20 protein-coding genes are annotated in these 21,461 nt (G+C 64.5%); 7 read left to right on the top strand and 13 right to left on the bottom strand.

Annotated features, from left to right (window positions below; genetic code table 11):
• Positions 1-30: 30 nt before the first annotated feature.
• From QYQ99_RS11675 to QYQ99_RS11635, 9 genes are read right to left on the bottom strand one after another with little or no spacing between them, the layout of a single operon-like run.
• Positions 31-1,248, bottom strand: coding sequence for a DegT/DnrJ/EryC1/StrS family aminotransferase (locus QYQ99_RS11675; RefSeq protein ID WP_302092780.1), 1,218 nt, complete (start codon positions 1,246-1,248; stop codon positions 31-33).
• 1 nt (position 1,249) lies between these two features.
• Positions 1,250-1,636, bottom strand: coding sequence for a DMT family transporter (locus tag QYQ99_RS11670; RefSeq protein WP_302092779.1), 387 nt, complete (start codon positions 1,634-1,636; stop codon positions 1,250-1,252).
• A 12-nt stretch (positions 1,637-1,648) separates the two neighbouring features.
• Positions 1,649-2,017 (bottom strand): EamA family transporter, encoded by a 369-nt coding sequence (locus tag QYQ99_RS11665; protein WP_302092778.1) that lies wholly within the window; start codon positions 2,015-2,017, stop codon positions 1,649-1,651.
• Complete coding sequence (locus tag QYQ99_RS11660; protein ID WP_302092777.1) at positions 2,007-2,918, bottom strand: alpha/beta hydrolase; 912 nt, start codon at positions 2,916-2,918, stop codon at positions 2,007-2,009. The genes QYQ99_RS11665 and QYQ99_RS11660 overlap by 11 nt, the downstream gene beginning before the upstream one ends.
• A complete protein-coding gene (locus QYQ99_RS11655; RefSeq protein WP_302092776.1) occupies positions 2,915-3,628 on the bottom strand; it encodes an MtnX-like HAD-IB family phosphatase in 714 nt (237 codons plus the stop codon). The genes QYQ99_RS11660 and QYQ99_RS11655 overlap by 4 nt, the downstream gene beginning before the upstream one ends.
• Positions 3,621-4,556: an HlyD family secretion protein gene (locus QYQ99_RS11650; RefSeq protein WP_302092775.1), complete on the bottom strand. Its 936-nt coding sequence runs from the start codon at positions 4,554-4,556 to the stop codon at positions 3,621-3,623. Before QYQ99_RS11650 ends, QYQ99_RS11655 begins: the two co-directional genes overlap by 8 nt.
• A 2-nt stretch (positions 4,557-4,558) precedes the next feature.
• Entirely contained in the window at positions 4,559-5,314 is a 756-nt protein-coding gene (locus QYQ99_RS11645; RefSeq protein ID WP_367882846.1) for an ABC transporter ATP-binding protein, read from the bottom strand.
• Between the two features lie 10 nt (positions 5,315-5,324).
• Positions 5,325-6,473, bottom strand: a complete 1,149-nt coding sequence (locus QYQ99_RS11640; RefSeq protein ID WP_302092773.1) for an ABC transporter permease — start codon at positions 6,471-6,473, stop codon at positions 5,325-5,327.
• A complete protein-coding gene (locus QYQ99_RS11635; protein WP_302093158.1) occupies positions 6,470-7,858 on the bottom strand; it encodes an efflux transporter outer membrane subunit in 1,389 nt (462 codons plus the stop codon). Before QYQ99_RS11635 ends, QYQ99_RS11640 begins: the two co-directional genes overlap by 4 nt.
• A 233-nt stretch (positions 7,859-8,091) precedes the next feature.
• Here QYQ99_RS11635 and QYQ99_RS11630 point away from each other — a divergent pair, with 233 nt between their 5' ends.
• Positions 8,092-8,841 (top strand): response regulator, encoded by a 750-nt coding sequence (locus QYQ99_RS11630; RefSeq protein WP_437439069.1) that lies wholly within the window; start codon positions 8,092-8,094, stop codon positions 8,839-8,841.
• Positions 8,826-9,998: a sensor histidine kinase gene (locus QYQ99_RS11625; RefSeq protein WP_302092771.1), complete on the top strand. Its 1,173-nt coding sequence runs from the start codon at positions 8,826-8,828 to the stop codon at positions 9,996-9,998. The genes QYQ99_RS11630 and QYQ99_RS11625 overlap by 16 nt, the downstream gene beginning before the upstream one ends.
• Here the strand turns inward: QYQ99_RS11625 and QYQ99_RS11620 are convergent.
• Positions 9,973-11,532, bottom strand: coding sequence for a DUF3482 domain-containing protein (locus QYQ99_RS11620; RefSeq protein ID WP_302092770.1), 1,560 nt, complete (start codon positions 11,530-11,532; stop codon positions 9,973-9,975). The genes QYQ99_RS11625 and QYQ99_RS11620 overlap by 26 nt on opposite strands.
• Positions 11,532-12,965: a DUF2868 domain-containing protein gene (locus QYQ99_RS11615; RefSeq protein WP_302092769.1), complete on the bottom strand. Its 1,434-nt coding sequence runs from the start codon at positions 12,963-12,965 to the stop codon at positions 11,532-11,534. The genes QYQ99_RS11620 and QYQ99_RS11615 overlap by 1 nt, the downstream gene beginning before the upstream one ends.
• Positions 12,966-13,151: 186 nt before the next feature.
• On the opposite strand from QYQ99_RS11615, the gene trpB reads away from it, so the two are divergent.
• Positions 13,152-14,354 (top strand): tryptophan synthase subunit beta, encoded by a 1,203-nt coding sequence (gene trpB / locus QYQ99_RS11610; RefSeq protein WP_302092768.1) that lies wholly within the window; start codon positions 13,152-13,154, stop codon positions 14,352-14,354.
• Between the two features lie 120 nt (positions 14,355-14,474).
• Positions 14,475-15,851, top strand: coding sequence for a glycerophosphodiester phosphodiesterase family protein (locus QYQ99_RS11605; protein ID WP_302092767.1), 1,377 nt, complete (start codon positions 14,475-14,477; stop codon positions 15,849-15,851).
• 14 nt (positions 15,852-15,865) lie between these two features.
• Here QYQ99_RS11605 and QYQ99_RS11600 read toward each other — a convergent pair whose 3' ends face one another.
• Both QYQ99_RS11600 and QYQ99_RS11595 read right to left on the bottom strand, forming a co-directional pair.
• A complete protein-coding gene (locus QYQ99_RS11600; RefSeq protein ID WP_302092766.1) occupies positions 15,866-16,186 on the bottom strand; it encodes a hypothetical protein in 321 nt (106 codons plus the stop codon).
• 26 nt (positions 16,187-16,212) lie between these two features.
• Positions 16,213-17,445, bottom strand: coding sequence for an ammonium transporter (locus QYQ99_RS11595; RefSeq protein ID WP_302092765.1), 1,233 nt, complete (start codon positions 17,443-17,445; stop codon positions 16,213-16,215).
• A 208-nt stretch (positions 17,446-17,653) separates the two neighbouring features.
• Here QYQ99_RS11595 and cls point away from each other — a divergent pair, with 208 nt between their 5' ends.
• The 3 genes from cls (at position 17,654) to QYQ99_RS11580 (ending at position 21,386) form a co-directional block, all read left to right on the top strand.
• A complete protein-coding gene (cls, locus tag QYQ99_RS11590) occupies positions 17,654-19,099 on the top strand; it encodes a cardiolipin synthase (RefSeq protein WP_302092764.1) in 1,446 nt (481 codons plus the stop codon).
• 245 nt (positions 19,100-19,344) lie between these two features.
• On the top strand, positions 19,345-20,685 hold the full coding sequence (locus QYQ99_RS11585) for a C4-dicarboxylate transporter DctA (protein ID WP_302093157.1): 1,341 nt from the start codon (positions 19,345-19,347) through the stop codon (positions 20,683-20,685).
• Between the two features lie 8 nt (positions 20,686-20,693).
• On the top strand, positions 20,694-21,386 hold the full coding sequence (locus tag QYQ99_RS11580; protein WP_003071890.1) for a GntR family transcriptional regulator: 693 nt from the start codon (positions 20,694-20,696) through the stop codon (positions 21,384-21,386).
• The last annotated feature ends 75 nt before the right edge of the window (positions 21,387-21,461 follow it).

Genomic DNA, 21,461 nt, shown 5'->3' with positions numbered 1-21,461 from the left:
AAGCGCAAGCAGCTATCTTTTTAATGACTATCAGGTGCACTGAACTGCGGACCGGAGGTGGCTGGCCAGTTGGGCAAACCGTGCGTCATCCAGCCACGGGCTGTTGCTGATGGCCAGCAGGCGCTGCGCCCAGTCGCGCGCCTGGTCGACCGTGTCACCCCGCTCAACACCCAGCACATGGTCGTAGCGTCCATAGTCGGGCAGCACATGGACAAAGGGCAGGGACAGACCCCAGCCACCGCCCCAGTGCGCGCGCAGCACGGCATCCCTGGCCTGCTGGCTGGGCATGCGCAGCAGGATCACCGGCCACACCCCCTGCGCCCCGGGCACGGCATCCTGCACCACTTCCAGCCCGCAGGCCTGCAGCTGCGCGATGCGCAGGCCGGCCTGCGCGGAGGTCTGTTGCTGAAATGCCGCCAGCCGCCGCAATGCCTTGGCGCCCACGCTCTGGCGCCAGCGCCCCAGACGATGCTGGGCAATGAAATCGTCGAAGTCATCGCCTGCGGCCTCCACCCAGTCACCACGCGACAATGATTTCTCCAGCGGCTTGCCATAGGCCATACGCAGGCCGCTGGGCCGGTAGAGCATGGCGTAGCCCAGCAGCTCGATACTGCGGCGCAGCTCCCACCACGGACTGAAGCGCGTGGCCGCGCCGGCGGCGCGCAGCGCAGCACGCATGGAAGGCTCGCGCGCCATCAGCACGCCGCCTTCAAAGGTGCTCAGACCCTTGCCGACGGCCAGACTGAAAAAGCCGATATCGCCCTTGAGGCCCACCGAGATTCCTTCGCTGCGCGCCCCCAGCGCCTGTGCCGCATCCTCGATCACATAGGCGCCCACGGCACGCGCGCATTGCAAGGCGGCGTCCACATCGGCCACTCGCCCGCACAGATGCGTGGGCAGCACGGCCAGCGTGTGCGCGCTGCACAGCTGCTGCAGGCAGACCGGGTCCATGTCCAGCGCATCGGCGCGCAGATCGCACAGGCGCAGCTGCAGCCCGCACTGCGCAATCGCCAGCGCCACCAGCGGACAGGTATAGGCCGGTGCAACGACCTCGCTGCGCTCCGGACTGAGGGTCTTGAGGCTTCGCAATGCCACCATCAGGGCCGAGGTGCCCGAGCATTCGAGCTGCACCGCCTCCACTCCCAGCCAGGCGGCCAACTGCCCTGCCAGGCTGCCCGCCCCCGAGGGCCAGAGATCGCCGAGCTGCAGTGGCAGGCCGGCCGTTGGCGGCACGGTGGGCTGGCGCATCTCAGGCGGCCTGCTCGGCCTCGGGCTTCTCGCTCACGGCCAGGCACATGATGCCGGCCACGATGAACAGACAGCCAATGAGCTGCGGCCAGCCAATGGGCTCGTTGAACAGCCAGTACGAGATCGCCAGCACCGAGATGATCTCCAGATGCGAGGCGGCAAATGCCGGGCCGATGGGCGCGTGCTTGAGCAGGCTCATCCAGGTGAAAAAGGCCCCGATGTAACCCACGAATGCACCATAGATCCAGGGCTGGCTGAACACGCGCAGCAGCCAGCCGGTCGAGAACTCCAGCGGCAGGGCGGCATCACCGGCCTGCTTGAAGCTGAGCTGCGCCAGCGTGTCAAAGGCCATGAGTACCAGAAAGCCGACAATGTAAAAACGCTTCATAGCCGACGGCCCTCAGTGCAATCCAACGATGGCCACGCCTATGGACACCAGCACGATGCCGGCCACGCGCATGGGCGCGAGCTTTTCGCGAAACAGCACCCGACCCAGAATCATGATGGCGACGATGTTGATGGAGCCCAGCAGCACCCCGTCCGACAGCGGCACCAGCGACAGAAACGCCAGCCAGACCAGGAACTCGGCCACATAGCAGGCAATGCCCACCCACAGCCAGGGCCTGGCCAGCATGAAGCGCCAGCGCTCCATGCCATTGCGATGCCCGGGCTCGCTGGCCGCGGCCTTGAAAGCCAGCTGCCCCCCGCTGTCCACCAGCACATTGAGTATCCACAACGTCACCACCAGGGGCGAGAGATCACTGCCCATTCGCACCCCTGGCAGGCGCGGCCGAGCTGGCGATGCGCGCGATGAATTCGTTGAGCTTGGCGATCACGGTGCGGCGCTCGCGGTCGATGGTGATCATGTGATAGCAATTGTCCAGCAGCACCAGGTCGACATGGGCGTTGACCGCGCCGCGCTGGATGTCGTGGGCATTGCTGACCGAGGAAATATCGTCTTCCCGGGCATGCATGACCAGACAGGGCGAACGCAGCTGCGCCAGTCTGGCCTGCACATTCGCGGACAGGGCGCGCAGCTCGATGACGCTCCACCAGGGATTGCCGGGCAGGCCTGCGGCAGAGCTGTCGCCGCTGTTCATCTGCTCGACCACGCGCGCGCGCAAGGCCTCGTCCTTGATGCCGTAGGGCGGTGCCTCCATGAAGACGCTGTTGCGGCCGATGCCCAGCAGGCGGAACAGCGGCAGCAGGAACGCCAGCTTGGTATAGGCCGGAATGCTCCAGCCGTCATAGCGAAAGGTGGTGGACAGCGCGCAGACGCCGGCCACCTTGTCGGGATGGCGCTCGGCCACGGCCAGTGACAACAGCGCCCCCATGGACAGACCGCCGACCACCACATGGTCCACATGCAGCGAAAAGCGCTGCAGACCCGACTCCACACTTGCCAGCCAGTCCGTCCAGCGGGCAGCCACCAAGTCTTCCATGCTGCCGCAATGTCCTGCCAGCTGCACCCCGTAGACCGTGAAGCCCTGCTTGTTCAGCCCTTTGGCGAGCAGGCGCATCTCGGCCGGCGTGCCGGTCAGGCCATGAATCAGCAGCACGCCCGTGCGGGCATTGCGGCCCTCGCCCGGCATGACGAACTCATGCGGCGTCACGCACAGCTGCAGCAAATCCGGCTGCTGCAGCAGCCCCAATCCATCGGCAGCATTCATGCAGTCTGCTCCATGCCGAGCAGGACTTGCTCCAGCAGCTGGGTGGCCTGCGCAAAATGCTCGAAGCGCGCATGGGCAATCCCCTGGCTCTCGCAATAGTCGATGAGCTTGTACTTGGCCAGCACGAAATCCGCCTTGCCGGAAACGCAGAAGTCCGACGTGCTGTCGCCGATATAGAGCACCCGTCCGTGCACGGCCTGCTGCTCGGCAAGGCGTTCGCACTTGCAGTTGCCGCTGGCCCGTGTGCAGCGATTGCTGGCCCAGGGCGAATCCAGTCGCCAGCTGCGCTCTCCCGTCTGCACCAGGTGATTGGCGATGACTTCCAGATCCCCAAGGCCATGGCGTGCAAGCACATGGCGAATCGCATAGTCGATGCCGTCGCTGACGACCTGCACCTTGATGCCATGCACCCTGGCCTCGGCCACGAAGCCGGCAAAGTGCTCGTCGATCTCTATGCCGTCCAGATGGTTCTGCAGTTCGGCCTCGCTCATGTCCAACAGGGCCACCTGCCCCTTCATGCATTCGCGCGAGCCGATATCGCCACGCTCCCAGGCTTCTTCCAGATCCTGCCAGCCCGGCTTGCCAAAGCGGTTGAGCAGGGTATCGGTCACGTCCAGCAGGCTGATGGTGCCGTCGAAATCGCTTTGCACCATCCAGCCGACCGAAGCTGTACCTGCAGGCGACGGAAAAATCTGAATGCGCTTATTCATGGAAACTGACCCTCACGTTCTGACCGACCTTGACATTGGCGGGCGGCTGATCAAACGCCAGCACGCATTCCACAACTCTTACCGGGCCACGCTGCGCGTCGTCCTGCAGCCGGGCCGTGCCGTAGACGGGACTGATGCGCAGCACCGTCGCAGGGGGAAACGCCTGCCGGGCAGCGCTGCCGTCTGCGTCAGCGGCCACCTGGGCTTTCATGCCTTCGCGAATCGCCGTCACATAGCTTTCGTTGACTTCGGCCCGCACGATCAGAGGGCGCTTGGGCAGCAGCACCGCCACCGGGCTGCCGCTTTGCAGCATGCTGCCGCCCTGGGCCTGCAGACGCACCACGACGGCGGCCTCGGGCGCACGCAGCTCATGGCGCTGCAGCAGGGACCGCAGCTGCTCGGCCTTGCGCTTGGCGACCGTGACTTCCGCCGTCGCAATATCCACTTCGGACTGCGCGTCACGCAGGGCCTGCACGGCTTCGTCCACGCTCTGCAGGTCCGCCGCACCCTGTTTGGCAGCGGCCTGCCAGCGCGTCAGCGTGGCCTTGAGCGCGGGCAGGCGATCCTGGCGCGTCTTGAGCTTGGTCTGTGCCAGCTGCAGCTCGGACTCCGCCACCGCCAGATCGGCGCGCGCTGCGTCGTCCGCGAGACGCAGCACCAGCTGGCCTTTCTGTACGCTCTGGCCTTCCTTGACCAGCAATTGCTGCACCACGCCCGATGCGGCCGACGAGAGGTCGAGCAGACCGCCGTCTACATCGATCTTGCCCCGCGCAACGGCTACCTGGCTTTGAGGCTTGATCTGGGCAGCAGCTGGCGTGATCACGGAGACTGCGTCCTGAGACGGAGAGCACCCGCCCAGCATCAGCACGGCAGCCGCCAGCAGCGGCGCGCCCGACACAATGCTGAGACGAAATGGGCTTGGGTTCATGTTTATTCCTTGATGGGGCTGTTCTGGCGCCAGTCGCTGCGAATGGCGCCGTCTTCCATGCCCAGCACACGATCGGCGTGGCGCACCAGACGCGGGTCATGGCTGACGCAGAGCACTGTGGTGCCGTGCGTGCGCGCTGCACGGTGCAGCAAGTCAATGACGCGCTGGCCGCTCTCGGCGTCCAGCGCACTGGTGGGCTCGTCGGCGAACAGCAGACGGGGCTGCTTGGCCATGGCACGAGCGATGGCCACACGCTGCTTCTCGCCGCCCGACAGCTGGGCCGGGCGCATATGACTGCGGTGCGAGAGCCCCACTTCGTCGAGCGCCTCCTTGGCACGGCGCAATGTCTCGGCGCTTCTGAGACCCATATAGCCCAGCGGCAGCTGCACCTGCTCCAGTGCCGTCAAGGCCGGAAACAGATTGAAGCCCTGGAAGACGAAGCCCGTATGGCGCAGACGAAATTTCTCCAGCGCCGCCGTGCCGAGCTTGGCCAGGTCCTCGCCCAGTGCCAGTGCATGACCGGCATCGGGCTTCTGCAGACCCGACATCAGGGACAGCAGCGTGCTTTTGCCGCAGCCCGAAGGGCCGGAGATCAGGCTCAACTCCCCCGCATAGAGGCTCACGGACAGTCCTTGCAGCACATGCACCTGGACGATGCCCGACACAAAGGATTTGTCGAGGCGCACGGCCTCGAGGCTGGGCACAGCATCCTTGGCTGCAGCAGGTGTTTTGACGCGTTCCATGGTCTCGGCTGGCATGTTTCAGGCCTTAACGCAACAGGGTTGCCGGGTCGGCACGCAGCAGGCTGCGCATGGCGCCCAGACCCGACAGCAGCGACAGCACGGCCACCAGAAAGCCGCACGCGAGTACCGCGGACAGGTTCAGGGCCACAGGGACGCGATAGCTGGATGCAATGCTGAGCAGCACCGCACTGGCCAGGGCCGCCAGCACAAAGCCCAGACCGCCGATCCAGCAGGCCTGCTCGACCACCACGCGGCCCAGTGCCGCCCGGCTCACGCCCAGGGCATTGAGCACCGCATACTCGCGGGCAGACCCCGCCACCACCGCCTTGAGCGACTGGCTGGTCACGATGGCACCCACCAGGCAGACGATGACGGCCATGAAGAGCACGCCGGCGCCGGCTCCGGTATCGAGCATCCAGTAACGCTGCGAGCGGCGCGCAAAAACATCGGCCGTCCAGACCTCGTACGGGCCGAAGCTGCTGCTGGACTGGCTCAATCTCGCCTGTGCCTCGCCTGCCTTGGCGCCTTGCTTGAGCCGCGCCACGAAATAGGTGCTGCCATGCTCGGCACTGGTTTCTGCAATTTCGCGGGCCGTGCTGAGCGAGGCGATCACGTTGACGCCGCCCAGCCCGCGCAAGCCGTCTACGGCAGCCACGATCTTGACCGCATGGTTGTTGATCCAGGCCGTGCTGCCTTCCTGCGCGCCCAAAGTCCCCAGGTCCGCCCGGTCCACAATCACGGCACCGGGCTCGCGCAGCAGCTGCCGCTGCCAGGAGGTGAGCACCTTGGTGAACATCATGGAGTTGTCCGCAGTGCTGACGCCCGAGAGATAGACCGAGACTCCGCCTCCGGTCGCGCCCTGGGCACCGGCGCGCGCGCGCCAGTCACCGTCGACCCAGACATAGGATTCCACGGCCGCCACATCGGGATCCATGCGCAGACGCATCTCCACATCGCTGCCGATATTGCGACCGAAGTTCACGCTTTGCGTACCCGGATAGCCCACCCAGAGATCGGCCGAAGAAGCCGTCACGTAGATCGCGGCAGAGCCGAAGATGCCCAGCACCAAGGCGGCCTGCATGGCCAGCAGAACGCCCGAAAAGCCCACGGCGAACACCGAGGGGACGAAGCGCCTCCACTCATGGATCAGCGTCTTGCGCGCCAGGGCAATCATGGCTGGGCCTCTGTGGTACGGGTCACAAGCGCAGCATCGACAGGCGCAGCACCCACAGCCTTGTACAGAGCCACATAGGCCAGCGCCTCGGCAGCCCTGGCGGTTGCCAGCTCGCTCTGGTTTTGCAGGCTGGCGCGGGCGCTATCGATGCCCGCCAACTCGCTGGACAGCCCCAGTTGCTGGCGCACTGCCTGGGCCTTCTCACGCCCGGCATGGATCTGCCTCTCGGACTGCAGCTGCTGCTGCCTTTGCTGCTGGGCGGCAACCGCTGCCAGGGCGGTTTCAGCCTCGGCAATGCCATTGAGCACGGTCTGGCGGTATGCCTTGATGCTGGCCTGCAGCGCCAACTCCTTGCCGTCTGCCACGGCACGGCGGCGCCCCCAGTCAAAGAGCGGAATATCGATCTGCGGACCAACCATGGGGATGGAGTCCGAAGTCGTGCGGTGATTGCGCGTCAGGTTGTATGCATACAACAACGACCCCGTCAGGGTCAACCGCGGATAGAGCGCCGCGTGTGACACACCGACCTCGGCCGCAGCCTGCTCCACCGCGGCCTCGGCGCTTTGAATATCGGGGCGGCTGCGCAGCAGGTCTGCCGGCAGCACGGCAAGCGCCTGCATTGTGGGCAACGCGGCATCCGTCGCGGGCTGCAGCCACTGCGGCTCGGCACGCTCGCGTCCCAGCAGGGCAGCCAGCGCATGGGCAGCACGCGCCTGGGCTTCGCTCAAGGTGAACAGCTGAGACTGCGCCGTACGCAGCTGCAACTTTTGCTGCTCCAGAGACTGGGCATCTGTCAGCCTCTGCTCATGCCGAATCTCCAGGAACTGCAATTGCCGCTGTGCCTGCTGCAATTGCCTCTCGGCCAAGCTGCGCTGCACCTGGGCCAGCCGGATATCGAGATAACGGTGCACCACATCGGCCACCAGCGCCACCCGCGCTGCATGCAGCTGGGCTTGCGCATCCAGCACGCCGGCCGCGCCTGCGCGGCGCGCCGCTTCGGAGTCACCAAACAGGCCAAGATCCCAGCTCACATCGATGCTGGAATGAAAGTAAGTGTCAACTGCCGCAATATCCTGCAGGGTTCGCGCTCCGGTGCTGACCGTGGGGCGAAAAGCCGCTCCGGCCGTACCGGCCAGCAAACGCTGCTGACGCAGACGCAGCACAGCCTGAGCCACATCCAGGTTCTGGGACAGCGCCTCGTCCACCAGCGCATTCAGCGCGGGGTCATTCCAGGCGCGCCACCAGTGGGCCAATGCCGCAGGGTCCGACTTTTGAGCCGACTCCTGCTGCTGCCACTGAGGTGGCGTGGCCCGGTCCAGCTTGACTGCCTCGGGCGCAGCACAGCCTGCCAGCAATGACAAGGCACACAGGCACAGACTGCCCATGCGAAGACGCGAGACGTGGGAAGGAAATATCACAGCGCAGTTGGCTCAAGCTAAAGGTGTCACCCGGGAACCTGCAGAAAGCGGAAACAGCTTTCCATCCTTGCCATTGGACGGCAGCAAGCTTTCGCCAGATTGCAGGGTTTATGTAGGAATTATGGAGAACCGTAGCCATTCGGCTGTTGCAGCGGCAACGCCCATAATGTGCAGATAACAAGTTTCAGGGAGTCCAGCAGATGCATGACTTTGCTGCACACAAAACCATGACTACTTTTGCTCAACCTGCTTCCACGCCGATGGTGCTTGTGGTCGAAGACGAACCCGCAATTGCGGGCGTTCTCAGCGCCTATCTGGAGCGCGACGGCCTGCGCATTCGCATGGCGCAGGATGGCGAGGAAGCCCTGCAGAGCTTTCGCCAACTGCGCCCGGACCTGGTGCTGCTGGACATTCATCTGCCCAAGGTCGATGGAGTGGATGTGCTGCGCATGATTCGCAATGACAGCGATGTCCCCGTCATCATGGTGACGGCTCTGGCAGACGATGTGGACAAGCTGCTGGCACTGCGCCTGGGAGCGGACGACTATGTGGTCAAGCCTTTCAACCCTCCCGAGGTGGTGGCCCGCGTGCGTGCCGTGCTGCGCCGCACCCAGGCCAAGCCTGCGCCGGTGGCAGCGCCCATACGCGTCGGACCGATAGAGATCGATGTGGAAGCCCACAGTGCAGCCGTCTATGACGATGCTGGCCAGGCCGTGCCTCTGGCACTGACGCTCACGGAATTCCGTCTGCTGGACTGCCTGGCAGCCCAGCCACGCCGCTGCTTTTCACGTGCCTACCTGATTGAGAACTGCCTGCCGGAAAGCGATGCGCTGGAGCGGGTGATCGACTCCCACCTCTCCAAGCTGCGCCGCAAGCTGCAACTGGCCGGCCAGGACGGGCTGATCGAGACCGTGCGCGGTATTGGCTATCGTCTATGGCCCTGGGACTGAACCGCATCTGGGTCCGCTTTGGTCTGTGGATCACGGCGGCCGTGCTGCTGGCCATTGCCTCGCTGGCGATTGGCGTGCTGACGTTTTCCGAGTTGCAGTACCGCGAGTTCTATCGCCACCTGCCAAGCCCCGTCAAGACAGAGCTGGAAGCGCTGAAGTCCCAGGATCTGGAAGACAGCCCCAGAGCCCTTCAGATCTACTCCGAGTACTGGGAAGGCGACCGCCTGTTTGGCGAGAAATGGTCGTTGGTCATCGGTCTGGCTGTCAGCCTGCCTTTCGGCATGGCCGTGGGCTTCTGGATTTCGCGACGCATCACCAGTCCGCTGGCCTCCATGGTGGAAGTGGCTGCGCGCGTGGAGCGTGGCGATCTGGCCTCCAGAGCTGTCAAAGGCAATGCCCATGGCGAGATGGCCGAGATGATCGACGCCTTCAACGGCATGGTCGATTCTCTGGAGACGCTGGAAGCAGAGCGCCTGGCCACGGCCGCCTCAATCTCCCACGAGCTGCGAACCCCTTTGACGGTGTTGCAGGCTCGCCTGCACGCGATCTGCGACGGCGTCATCGACTCCAGCCCGGCCGAGATGAAGACGCTGCTGGGCCAGGTCGAGCATCTGGGACGGCTGGTCGGCGATCTGCACACCCTGTCCATGGCCGACGCAGGACAACTGTCCCTGCGCAAGGAACGCATAGACCTTGCTGCACTGGTTGGCGATGTCGTCGAGGACTTGCACCCACAGCTGCAAAAGCTGGACATGGCGCTGTCACTGGATCTGCCCATGCAGGACGGCGATGGCAGCACCGACATCAAGGCCGACGTCGATCGCTTGCGCCAGATCACCACCAACCTCATCAGCAACGTGCTGCGTCATGCCAGCAGCGGCCACTGGCTGAGCATACGGGTGCATACGACCTCCGACCACCAGAGCCGGTCATGGGTGACCCTGGAAGTGGGCGATGCGGGGCCCGGCCTTGCTGACGAAGTTCAGGCCCACCCCTTCCAGCGCTTTGTCCAGACTCCCGGCAAGCGTCGCAGAGAAGGCTCCGGTCTGGGCCTGTCCATCGTCAAGGCACTGGTGACTTCACAGGGCGGAACCGTCAGCGCCGGCGTGTCCGAGCGCGGCGGTGCCCTGTTTACGGTGCGTTTCCCCCGTCTCTGACACCGGACTCTGCGTTCAGCCCCGGATAGAGATCGACCATGATCTGCTGCAGGCTTTGCGAGAGCAGCTCCATCGTGGCGACTCTGTGCGCATCGACCGCCGCCCCTGCGGCATGTGCTTCACGCAGCTGCGCCCAGAGAGCTGCCCATCGCGCAGCCTGCACCTGCACCGTGACCTGGGTCAGCTCACTCCATTGACTGGGCGCAGCAGGGCTGGTGTAGCGACCGCGACCACGACCGAAATGCGAGATCAGCAGGTACTTGAGCAATACCTGACTCACGCTGGCGTTCAGATAGTCGGTCGAGAGTCGAAAGCTCTGCTGCTCCTGATCGAACATCTTGTTCGCTCCCCAGGCCGCTCCCCCAAAGGTGAGCGCCCCCAACAGCGCCCCCACCAGGGCACCGGCACCCAGCGTCAAGCCTCCTGCCATCAGATCGGCCCCCAGTCCTGTGGCCGCACCGGCAGTCAACGCCCCCCACAAGCTGGCCGCCTGCGCATCCACGGGCGTGGTGATCTGAAGCTCGTTGCGCAGTTGATCCTGAATCTGACTGGCCGCCTGACCGTCGAGTCCATGAATCTCGAGCAAGCGCTGGGTGGCCTGCACATCGGCCTGACGCAAAGCCTGCATCAGCCGCTGAACGGCTGCCTTGGCTTGCGTTCCGAGCCGCTCTTCACCCTCTGCCGATTTGCCCAGTTTGGTGGTGAGCTGGCTCAGGCTTTGCCAGGCACGCACCAGCAGCTTGCCTTGCTCAGGGTCGAGCTTTTCATGCAGCCCCGCCGCCGCCAGCAACTGATCTGCCATGACCGCCAGGCTCGCCTGCTCGCGCTGTTGCTGCTGCCAGGCCCGCTGCTCCAGCAGACGCCGGTAGGCGGGCTGTTTGGACCGGGGCAACAGCGGCGCAATGCTTTGCATCATCTTGCGCTCATGCCACCAGCTGCGCGTGAAGGCATCCAGCACCAGCACGTCGCGCACCACGCTTTGAAAGCTCTGCGTCGCCTGCTGCCAGCGCCGCAAATCTTCCTGCGTCTGCTCTGCCGTGGTGTCGCTGCCGATCTGGTTGAGAAGCACGATGACCGGCTTGTTCAGCCAGGCCAGTATGTTCATCTCGGCGCTCCAGTAGCCGGCATCGGCCGGGTCCTCTGCCGCGTTGACGAGGTAGAGCATCACATCCGCATGATCGCGCGCAGCAAGCAAGGCACGCTGGCTCAGGTAAAAAGGCTTGTCGCGCCAGCGGTCCCAGACATTGCTGAGAAACCAGCCCAGCGGATTGCCCTGCTGCCGCAGGCGCTCATAAAGCCGCACGGAGTCGCCGAAACCCGGTGTGTCCCAAAGCCACAGCTCATCGCCCTGCTGCGTTTTCTGAAGCAGATAGCGCTGCGACTGCGTGGTCACATGGGCGGCATCGTCAATCTCGCCGACATCGTCGGCCATCAGCGTACGGGTCAGCGTGGTCTTGCCGATATTGGTGTGCGACAACAGACACCACTGAATGCTGTTGTCACTCGGAACCAGCACATTGTTCTCACTCATCATCACACTCCTGCGCCGGGCACCAGGGTCGCGTTCAGGCCCGCGCCGCGCACGAATTCCCGCCACAGCTGCTCGCGTTCCTGCACTCGCGCCGGGGCACCGCTGTTGCGCGCACGAAAATCCGCCGCCCATAGCCACACATCGGTCTGCGCGCCCCAGCGGTTCAATACCTGCGCCAGCAGCACGCCATGAATTTCCGCCTCCGGCGTGGCAGCCAGATTGAGCAGCAGCACCTGCTGTGCGTCAACGGCCGAAGCGTCCGGCAAGGGCGAGCCATAGGCCAGCACAGGCAGCAGCTCAAGCTGCGCACCAGCGCCGTAGCTCTGCGCCACATGGTTGCGCAGGGCGGCTTCGCGCTCGGGCGTGATGTCCAGGCTGTAGGGCTGCACCAGCAGCGCCGTTGCGCGTCCCGCCCAGTCACGCTGCAGCTTCTGGAAATAAGGCTGCTGCAGCGGCAAGGCCAGATGCTGACTCAACCACCAGACCCTGACCCCCTGCCAAAGCGCCAGCAGCAGGCGCGGCGCCACCACCATCAAGCCCAGCAGCCAGCTGTAGAGCTGCACCCAGCGTGGCCCCGCATCTGCGGCATCACCGGCCGACCAGCCCTGCAGCGCCTGGATCTGCGCCAGACTCCACGGTGCCAGACCCAGCAGATGCTGCACCGGCGCAAACAGCATGTTCAGACAGGTCTGCACGGCAGACGGCGAGAGGAAAGTGCTCTCCCAGCCCACTTGATACGCCCTGGTCAGGCCGGTCAGCCATAGCGATGCCAGCGCTCCCAGCGCCAGCATGGCCGCGCCCAGATGCAGGCACATCAACCACTGCGCATGACGTGGCTGCTGGTTGACCTGCCACCAGTTGCGCTCGAAGTTCAGCGCCATCTTGCGCAGCCCCGTGCCGCGCGAAACACTCCACTTCCTTGCCTGCAGTTTTTGCAGCCAGCCACCGGGGGCCGCGACGGCACCCTGACCCTGCCCAGGCTCCAGCGGTGCAATAACCGTCTTCCTGCGCCGCGCCAGACTGCGCAACCAGGTCGGCAGCAACAGCGCATAGACCAGCAGATTCCACAGCACGATCCCGATCAGAGAAGCAGAGAGCAGGTCCACACGATGCGGGTCTGTGATCGCATGACCCGCAAAGCCCAGCGCAAATGCCGCTGCCATCACGACCAGCACCATCCAGCTTGAGATACCGGCGCGCTGACGGGCCATCGCCCGTATGTCGGCAGGCAGCTGCGCTGCAGCAATCACGCGTTGTGCCCGCTCATGCAGAAAGCCTTCAAACGCCGCACGGCCGCCACCCTTGACCTTGCCCTGGGCGTGCAGGCACTCCTGCGTGATGGCAGTGCAACGCTCGGCCGTGGGCAGCGCCTCGTGCGGAGCTGCAGTTTCCAGAGCATGAGCAAAGACAATGTCGCGGGCTGAGCTGGCTTTCATGTCGCTATTGTGTTTCAGAGCAGAAGCTTGTTGCCGCCAATATCAAAACAATAGCTGTCAGCGCTTTCATCTTGAGGGCTGCGCTCCTTTCTGTGCCGATTCCATCCGGACTTGCCTGCAAGCGCCTTGAGCCCGCCGTGTGCTATGAATGCAGCTTCGCTGCACCACACACCAAGGAGACAAGCCATGACCCAGAACCCCCAGGCCATGCCCGATGCGCAAGGCTTCTTCGGCCCCTACGGCGGCCAGCTCGTGCCGCCAGAGCTCAAGCAATGCATGGACGAGATTGCCGCGGCCTACGAAGAGATCGTCAGGCGTCAGGACTTCCAGGACGAGCTGGCCGCGCTGTTTGCCGACTATGTGGGCCGACCCAGCCCCATCTTTCATGCCAAGCGCCTGTCCGATCAACTGGGCGGCGCGCAGATCCATCTCAAGCGCGAGGATCTGAATCACACGGGCGCTCACAAGATCAACCACTGCCTGGGCGAGGCGCTGCTGGCCAAGTTCATGGGCAAGAAAAAAGTCATTGCCGAGACCGGCGCCGGCCAGCATGGCGTGGCCCTGGCCACGGCCTGTGCACTGGTGGGCATTCCCTGCGAGATTCACATGGGCCAGGTGGATATCGAGAAGGAACACCCCAACGTCACCAAGATGCGCATTCTGGGCTGCAATCTGGTGCCCGTGACGCGCGGCGCAGCCACGCTGAAGGAAGCCGTGGACAGCGCCTTCGAGGTCTATCTGCAAGACCCCGTCAACACCATTTACGCGATTGGCTCGGTGGTCGGCCCCCACCCCTTTCCCATGATGGTGCGGGACTTCCAGTCCATCGTCGGTCGTGAGGCACGCGAGCAGTTCCAGAGCCGGCATGGCAAGCTGCCCGACCATGTGGCGGCCTGCGTGGGCGGGGGCAGCAATGCCATGGGCATCTTCACGGCCTTCCTGGGTGACGCATCCGTGCATCTGGTGGGCGTGGAGCCTGCCGGCGAGGGCGTGGACAAGCCCGGCCGCCATGCCGCCACGCTGTCGGTTGGCAAGCCCGGCGAGATTCACGGCATGAAGTGCTATGTGCTGGAGAACGCCGACGGAACGCCGGCCGCCGTGCACAGCATTGCCTCGGGCCTGGACTACCCGGGCGTGGGCCCGCAGCACAGCTACCTCAAGGATATAGGCCGCGTTGACTACCAGTCCGTGGACGACCAAGAGTGCCTGAATGCCTTCATGACGCTGTCGCGCGTGGAGGGCATCATCCCGGCTCTGGAAAGTGCACACGCCGTGGCCTGGGCCATGCGCGAAGCGCCGGGGCTTGGCAAGGACCAGCATATTCTGGTCAATCTCTCGGGACGCGGCGACAAGGATGCCGATTACGTCGCCAAGAAGCTGGGGCTGTAACAGTCGCATCCCGCACAGGGCTGCCGCCCGGCAGCCTTGTGCTTCGGAGCGTGAACACGCTTTGAGGGCATGGTCACACAAGCGTCATCAACAACCGCAAGCATGAGGCGATCTCCATCCATGCCTGAACCTATGTCCCATACCCGCCACCCCGCCTTTGCTCTGACCTTGCTTGCCGCCCTTGCCCTGAGCGCCTGTGGCGGTGGAGACGGCCCGACGCCGGCACCTGCGCCGCAGTTTCTGACGCTGGACGGCAAGCAGCCCCAGGTCATCGCCCACCGCGGCTATTCGGGGCTGTACCCCGAGCAGACACAGATGGCCTACGAGAAAGCCATCGATGCCGGTGCCGACATGATCGAGCTGGACATGCACCTGAGCCGCGACTGCCAGCTGGTGGCTCGCCACAACGCCTGGCTCAGCGACAGCACCAATATCGCCGAGGTCGCCAAGATCAATGCCTATGTGGCGGGCCGCAAGCGCAACACGCCCGGCGTGCTGGTCAACGTGAAGTACCCGGCCATTGCCGCCAACGGCCCCGCGCAGTACCTGAGCGACCGCATCGATCCTAACAATCAGAAGTCGGTGCTGCAGGCGCTGGTGGTCGATGGCGAGGACCACACCGGCGACTGGTCCATCTCGGACTTCACCCTGCATGAGCTGCGCACGCTGTTTGGCGGCACCACGCTGGACAACCGCGCCGATCGCCCCAGCGAATGGAATGGCAAGCTGCCGCTGATCAGCGCCCAGGATGTGATCGATATCGCGCTGGCCAAGGGCAAGGCGGCAGGCCGCACGATTGCCGTCTACGCCGAGACCAAGAATCCTTACTGGAACAACCAGCAGGCCATTGCCAACAGTTGCGGCACGGGCGAGCACCCGTTCGAAGATGCCGTGATGGCGCTGCTGGACAGCAACAACCTCAACCGCAAGGAAGCGCCCATCTACATCCAGAGCTTCGACCCCAACAGCCTGAAGTATCTGCGCAAGGCGGGCATGCAGGCCAAGGCGGTGCAGCTGATCGATGGCAACGACTACAACTTCAGGGACGGCTCCGTAGGCTATATCACCGCCGACGAATGGACCTTCATCAGCGGCCGCCCCTATAGCTGGACTCTGGCCGGCGATGCGCGCACCTTCGCAGTCATGCAGACGCCGGCAGGCCTGGCCGAGATCAAGACCTATGCCGACGGCATCGGCCCCTGGAAGCCCCAGGTGCTGGCCCATTCCGTCGTTCCGTACAAGGACGGCGCAGGCCTCAAGGACGTCAACACGCTCAAGGACACCGGCCTGATCGCCAACGCCCACAAGGCCGGCCTGGTGGTGCACAGCTTTACCTTCCGCAGCGAGGCCAGCCGGCTCGCGGGCATCTTCAAGGGCGACCCGCTGCAGGAATATCTGCCTTACTACCGTCTGGGCATTGACGGCGTGTTCACCGACTTCACGGCCGATGGCGTGAAGGCCCGCGATGCCTATATTGCCGAGCTGACAAAGCAATAGGCCAGGCTTGTGTCTCAGCGCAGCCCGCCGATATAGCGTGCCGAGGTGCGCAGTATCTCGGCGGCCTTGGCGGTGACGGAGCCGTCGCTCTGCACGGTCCCGGCAGGCGCTGCATGCCGGGGCTTGTCGCAGCTCCAGCTGTCCTGCAGACGCCGGGCCAGGCGCGCCAGCTCCTCGTCCTGTTGCTCTCGTGCATGCTCCAGCGCAAAGGCCACCATGGCCTGTGCGTAGGCCTGGTTGCAGGCCATCCACTCGGTATCGGTCACCCGGCCCGTCTTGCGGCGCAACACCACATGCAGATGTGCCGCCACCGCCACTCGCTCGCTGTCCTCCATACATCGCTCCAGTCTTTGATGGACCACTAGTGCTGACGCTCCAGATGCAGGCTGATATCCAGGCCCTCGATTTCCTGCACGGCATCCACCCGCAACGGCATCAGCAGACGGATCAGCACCAGCAACCCGGCCGTGGCTGCGCCGCTGTAGGCAGCCACCGCTGCCACCGCAATCAGCTGATTCAGCACCGTGGCGCCTGTGCCTGCGATCAGGGGGTCGGCAAACACCGCCGTGAGGATGGAGCCGGCAATGCCGCCCACACCGTGCACGCCGAAGACATCGAGCGAGTCGTCGGCCCCCAGCCGGCGCTTGAGCCAGGTTGCGCCCCAGAAGCACAGGGCGCCCGCAATCAGGCCTATCCACACCGCACTGCCCACCTGCACAAATCCGGCGGCAGGAGTGATGGCGACCAGACCGCCCACCATGCCCGAGAGCAGTCCCAGCAAGGTCGGAGCGCCGCGAACCAGCCACTCCACCACCATCCATGCCAGTCCGGCGGCCGAGGCCGCCACCAGCGTGACCACAAAGGCCAGCGCTGCACGCCCGTCGGCGGACAGGGCCGATCCGGCGTTGAAGCCGAACCAGCCGAACAGCAGCAAGGCCGTGCCCATGGCCGTCCAGCCCAGGCTGTGCGGCTCGAAGGGCTCGGTGCCATAGCCACGCCTGCGCCCCATCATGAAGGCACAGACCAGCGCTGCCACGCCCGCGTTCACATGCACCACGGCACCGCCGGCAAAGTCCAGTGCGCCCAGCTGGTTCAGCCAGCCGCCGCTCTCCCACACCCAGTGCGCCACCGGTGCATAGACCACCACGCTCCACAGCGCGGCAAACACCAGCAGGGCCGCAAAGCGCATGCGCTCGACCACGGCCCCCACGATCAGCGAGGTGGTGATGATGGCGAATGCGGCCTGGAACAGGGCATAGGCCGCTTCGGGCAGATGCGGCGCCAGATGGCTGACAGAGATCACGCTGCGCCGGCCATCAAAGTGCAATGAGGCAAACCAGGCGCGCCCCAGATTGCCCAGCCAGGCAGACTCGGCAGTAAACGCGAGCGAGTAGCCCAGGCCGAACCAGGTCAGGGTCACCACACAGGCCACCGCGAACACGGCCACCATGGTGTTGACCACATTCTTGCGACGCACCAGCCCCGCATAGAACAGGGCGATGCCCGGCAAGGTCATCAGCAAGACCAGCGCCGACGCAACCATGACCCAACCCGTGTCTGCCTTGTCGATGGCAGTCAATGGCACCATTTCCATGCACTCCCCCCTGCTTGTTTGCTTTGACAAAGAAGGAAGCAGGTTCCATGCCAGTGCCGTATCCATCGTCTGTCGCTGCATTACTGATAGCAGGTCGCGCTTTCCCATCAAAGAGTTCAAGCTCGTTGCATATGAATCAGGGCTTGCAGCTTGTGCTTGGGGCAGAGCCCGTTATGCTCGACAAGGTCCATCGTTGCTGCACTGATTCATGACCTGGCTGCTGCTGACTCTTCATGTATTGCTGATTGCCGGTTTCGGCCTGCGCATCCTGCTGCGCCGGGACATGCGGCCCGACGTGCGACTGGCCTGGCTCATGGTCATCGTGCTGCTGCCCTATGTGAGCTGCCTGCTGTACTACCTGTTTGGCGAAGTGGCCCTGGGCCGCGTACCAGGCCGCAGAAGACTCAATGTGCGCCAGTTCTGCCAGTCCCGCAGCGGCGCCGCGGCTGATGCCGGCCGCAGCCCGCAGGCACTGCCGGCTATTCCCGATCAATGGCTGCCGGCCTTCCGCTATGCCTCCTCCATCAACGGCTTCGTGCCGCTGCCCGGCCACAGGGCCGAGCTGATGCGCGATGGCGCACATGCCCGTGCGCAGATGCTGGCCGACATGGATGCCGCACGCCACGAGATCAATGTGCTGTACTACATCTGGCTGGACGACAGCACCGGCACCGATGTGGCCCATGCCCTGATGCGTGCCGCACAGCGCGGCGTGACCTGCAGGGCCATGGTCGACGGACTGGGGTCGCGCGCACTGACGCGCTCGCCACTGTGGCAGCAGATGCGGCAGGCCGGCGTGCACCTGGCCATTGCCCTGCCCATCAGCAATCTGCTCAAGGTCATGCTGACCAGCCGCATCGACCTGCGCAACCACCGCAAGATCACGCTCATCGACGGCAGGATCTTCTATTGCGGCAGCCAGAACTGCGCCGACGAAGGCTTTCGCATCAAGTCTCGCTATGCCCCCTGGGTGGACATCATGCTGCGCCTGCAGGGGCCCGTGGTCATGCAGATGCAGCAGGCCTTTGCCAGCGACTGGGCGCAGTCCGATGCGCGCTTTGCACCTCCGGCAATCGAGGCCGAGGCCGGCGCTGCCGCTGACGGCGGCTTCCATGCTGTTGCGATTGCCGAAGGGCCGACGGAAAGAGCACGCTCTACACCCCAGCTGGTTGCCAGCCTGCTGGCCTGTGCGCAGCGCGAGGTCGTGATCTCCACCCCCTACTTCGTACCAGACAGCACGGTGCTCGATGCCTTGTGCGCTGCCGCGCTGCGCCAGGTACAGGTCACGCTGATCCTGCCCGCCCGCAATGACTCCTGGATCGTCGGCGCCGTCAGTCGCAGCCACTACTGGCGGCTGCTGAGCGCCGGCGTCCATATCCACGAATTCCGCCCCGGCCTGCTGCATGCCAAGACCCTGTGCCTGGACGGCTCGGTCAGCCTGATCGGCTCCACGAATCTGGATCTGCGCAGCTTTGACCTGAACTTCGAGAACAATGTGCTGCTGCACGACGAAGCCATCACCGAGGCCATCCGTCAGCGCCAGCAAAGCTATCTGCGCGACTCCGATGCGGTGACGCTGGAACAGGTGCGAGCCACTCTCTGGCGCAAACGCATCTGGGACAACCTGCTGGGTGCACTGAGCCCGCTGCTGTAAGCCTCATGCCCTGGCTTTGGGCATGCGCTGCGCCCGCGCACCACGCGCGTGCATGCCTGTGCGCCCTCTCGCACCAAGGCGGAACGCCCTTTTATTTCATACGTGAAAGTCAGGGCTGATCCTCCCCTAATGGATACAAATCTGCAGGAATACCCTCTGCTGGCACGCCTTTCGCTTGCCTACATTCTTGTATTCAAGTTTCAGCCAACTTGCATACAAGATTCCACAACTTGCGAAAGACGACTATGCGCCGCTTTGTCAGATCACTGTTCGGACAGGTAGTGATCGCACTCATACTGGGTGTGCTCGCCGGACTGCTGGCCCCTGAATGGGCCGTGAAACTCAAACCCCTGGGCGATGGCTTCATCAAGCTCATCAAGATGATCATTCCCATACTGGTGTTCTGCGTGGTCGTGCACGGCATTGCCGGCGCGGGCGACCTCAAGCGCGTCGGTCGCGTGGGCGTCAAGGCCCTGATCTATTTCGAGGTGCTGACCACCATCGCCCTGGGCATGGGCCTGGTGCTGGCCTTTGTCTTCGAGCCCGGCGTGGGCATGAACGTGGACACCAGCAAGCTCGACGCCTCGGCCATGGCGGCCTACGCCAGCAATGCCGACAAGCTGACCAGCGGCGGCACGGTGGACTTTCTCATGAAGCTCATTCCCACCACCGTGGTGGAGGCCTTCGCCAAGGGCGACGTGCTGCAGGTGCTGCTGTTCGCCGTGCTGTTCGGCTGCGCGCTGACCATGCTGGGCGAGCGCGGCAAGCCCGTCTCTGATCTGGTGGACGCCTTGTCCATGGCCCTGTTCAAGGTCATGGGCATCATCATCAAGCTGGCACCGCTGGGCGTGCTGGGCGCCATCGCCTTCACCGTGGGCCAGTACGGCATAGGCTCGCTCAAGCAGCTGGGCATGCTGGTGGCGCTGTTCTACGTCTCGGTGCTGATCTTCGTGTTCGTGGTGCTGGGCCTGGTGATGCGCCTGTCCGGCTTCAGCCTGATCAAGCTGCTGCGCTATCTGCGCGAGGAGCTGACCATCGTCTTCGCGACCACCTCGTCCGACAGCGTGCTGCCCCAGATCATGGCCAAGCTGCGCAACATGGGTGTACGCGACTCCACCGTGGGCCTGGTGATTCCCACGGGCTACTCCTTCAACCTGGACGCGTTCTCCATCTACATCACGCTGGCTGCGGTCTTCATCGCCCAGGCCACCAACACCCCGATCAGCATGTCCGACCTGCTGACCATTCTGGCCATCGCGCTGGTGACCTCCAAGGGCGCACACGGCGTACCGGGATCGGCCATCGTGGTGCTGGCCGCCACCTTGCACGCCATTCCCGCCATCCCTGCGATCGGCCTGGTGCTGGTGCTGTCGGTGGACTGGTTCATGGGCATTGCACGCGCTCTGGGCAATCTGGTCGGCAACTGCGTGGCCACCGTGGCGATTGCAGCCTGGGAGGGCGACATCGACCGCGAACGTGCCCATGCGGTACTTGACGGCAAGGCCGAGCCACTGACCCAAGAAGAAGACCATGCATCTGCTATCGTGCCGCCTGTCATAGTCCCCATCCCTCACTCCAGCCACTGAACCAAGCAATGACTCCTGCCTCTCCACAACACATCGCGGAACGCGTTGTCGAAGCCATCCTGGCCCAGAAGCTGGCACCCGGCGAACGACTGGGAGAGCAGGAGCTGGCCAACAACTTCGACGTCAGCCGCACCGTGGTGCGCGAAGCGCTGATGCAGCTGCAGGCGCGTGGCTTTGTCCAGGTTCAGGCCCGCAGGGGCTGGTACGTGGTCCAGCCCTCGGCGGCCGAGGCCATGGACGCGTTCTCTGCCCGGCGGATCATCGAGACCGGCATATTGCAGGAGGCCGGCAAGCCGCTGCAGCGCGTCATCACCAGGCTGCGCCGCCATATCGCCCAGGAGCAAAAAGCCATTGCCGGCGCGGACAGCGCCACGCGTGCCTTCCTGCTTGCGGATTTCCATGTCTGCCTGGCCGAACAGATGGGCCACCGGCTGCTGGCCGACACGCTGCGCGATCTGACGGCACGCACCACCCTGGCTGCCACGCTCTATCAGTCCACGCACAGCGCCAGCCAGTCCTGCGCCGAGCACGAACGCATCGTGGCCGCCCTGGAGCGCGGCGACACCGAGGGTGCCAAGGCCCTGCTGCTGGAGCATATAGGCATGGTGGAGCGCTCGCTGGAAATCCGCGCGACCGAGACCGAGGAGCCCGGCGACCGGCTGCGTGCCACACTCGCCCCCGTGCTCAAGCAACGCCTCTGAGCGACACACTCCCAACGAAAAAAAGCCAGGATCGACCCTGGCTTTTTTCATCTGCGAGGTACAACCTCGAAGCGG

Source organism: Comamonas testosteroni, from assembly GCF_030505195.1.
Classification (GTDB): Bacteria; Pseudomonadota; Gammaproteobacteria; order Burkholderiales; family Burkholderiaceae_C; genus Comamonas; species Comamonas testosteroni_G.
Note: the sequence above shows the minus strand (reverse complement) of the source record. Positions and strands in the feature narration are given on the sequence as shown.

Coding starts and splice junctions, on each gene's coding strand:
- QYQ99_RS11675 (WP_302092780.1), bottom strand. CDS start 1,248: ATGCGCCAGCCCACCGTGCCGCCAACGGCCGGCCTGCCACTGCAGCTC.
- QYQ99_RS11670 (WP_302092779.1), bottom strand. CDS start 1,636: ATGAAGCGTTTTTACATTGTCGGCTTTCTGGTACTCATGGCCTTTGAC.
- QYQ99_RS11665 (WP_302092778.1), bottom strand. CDS start 2,017: ATGGGCAGTGATCTCTCGCCCCTGGTGGTGACGTTGTGGATACTCAAT.
- QYQ99_RS11660 (WP_302092777.1), bottom strand. CDS start 2,918: ATGAATGCTGCCGATGGATTGGGGCTGCTGCAGCAGCCGGATTTGCTG.
- QYQ99_RS11655 (WP_302092776.1), bottom strand. CDS start 3,628: ATGAATAAGCGCATTCAGATTTTTCCGTCGCCTGCAGGTACAGCTTCG.
- QYQ99_RS11650 (WP_302092775.1), bottom strand. CDS start 4,556: ATGAACCCAAGCCCATTTCGTCTCAGCATTGTGTCGGGCGCGCCGCTG.
- QYQ99_RS11645 (WP_367882846.1), bottom strand. CDS start 5,314: ATGCCAGCCGAGACCATGGAACGCGTCAAAACACCTGCTGCAGCCAAG.
- QYQ99_RS11640 (WP_302092773.1), bottom strand. CDS start 6,473: ATGATTGCCCTGGCGCGCAAGACGCTGATCCATGAGTGGAGGCGCTTC.
- QYQ99_RS11635 (WP_302093158.1), bottom strand. CDS start 7,858: ATGGGCAGTCTGTGCCTGTGTGCCTTGTCATTGCTGGCAGGCTGTGCT.
- QYQ99_RS11630 (WP_437439069.1), top strand. CDS start 8,092: ATGCATGACTTTGCTGCACACAAAACCATGACTACTTTTGCTCAACCT.
- QYQ99_RS11625 (WP_302092771.1), top strand. CDS start 8,826: ATGGCCCTGGGACTGAACCGCATCTGGGTCCGCTTTGGTCTGTGGATC.
- QYQ99_RS11620 (WP_302092770.1), bottom strand. CDS start 11,532: ATGATGAGTGAGAACAATGTGCTGGTTCCGAGTGACAACAGCATTCAG.
- QYQ99_RS11615 (WP_302092769.1), bottom strand. CDS start 12,965: ATGAAAGCCAGCTCAGCCCGCGACATTGTCTTTGCTCATGCTCTGGAA.
- trpB (WP_302092768.1), top strand. CDS start 13,152: ATGACCCAGAACCCCCAGGCCATGCCCGATGCGCAAGGCTTCTTCGGC.
- QYQ99_RS11605 (WP_302092767.1), top strand. CDS start 14,475: ATGCCTGAACCTATGTCCCATACCCGCCACCCCGCCTTTGCTCTGACC.
- QYQ99_RS11600 (WP_302092766.1), bottom strand. CDS start 16,186: ATGGAGGACAGCGAGCGAGTGGCGGTGGCGGCACATCTGCATGTGGTG.
- QYQ99_RS11595 (WP_302092765.1), bottom strand. CDS start 17,445: ATGGAAATGGTGCCATTGACTGCCATCGACAAGGCAGACACGGGTTGG.
- cls (WP_302092764.1), top strand. CDS start 17,654: ATGACCTGGCTGCTGCTGACTCTTCATGTATTGCTGATTGCCGGTTTC.
- QYQ99_RS11585 (WP_302093157.1), top strand. CDS start 19,345: ATGCGCCGCTTTGTCAGATCACTGTTCGGACAGGTAGTGATCGCACTC.
- QYQ99_RS11580 (WP_003071890.1), top strand. CDS start 20,694: ATGACTCCTGCCTCTCCACAACACATCGCGGAACGCGTTGTCGAAGCC.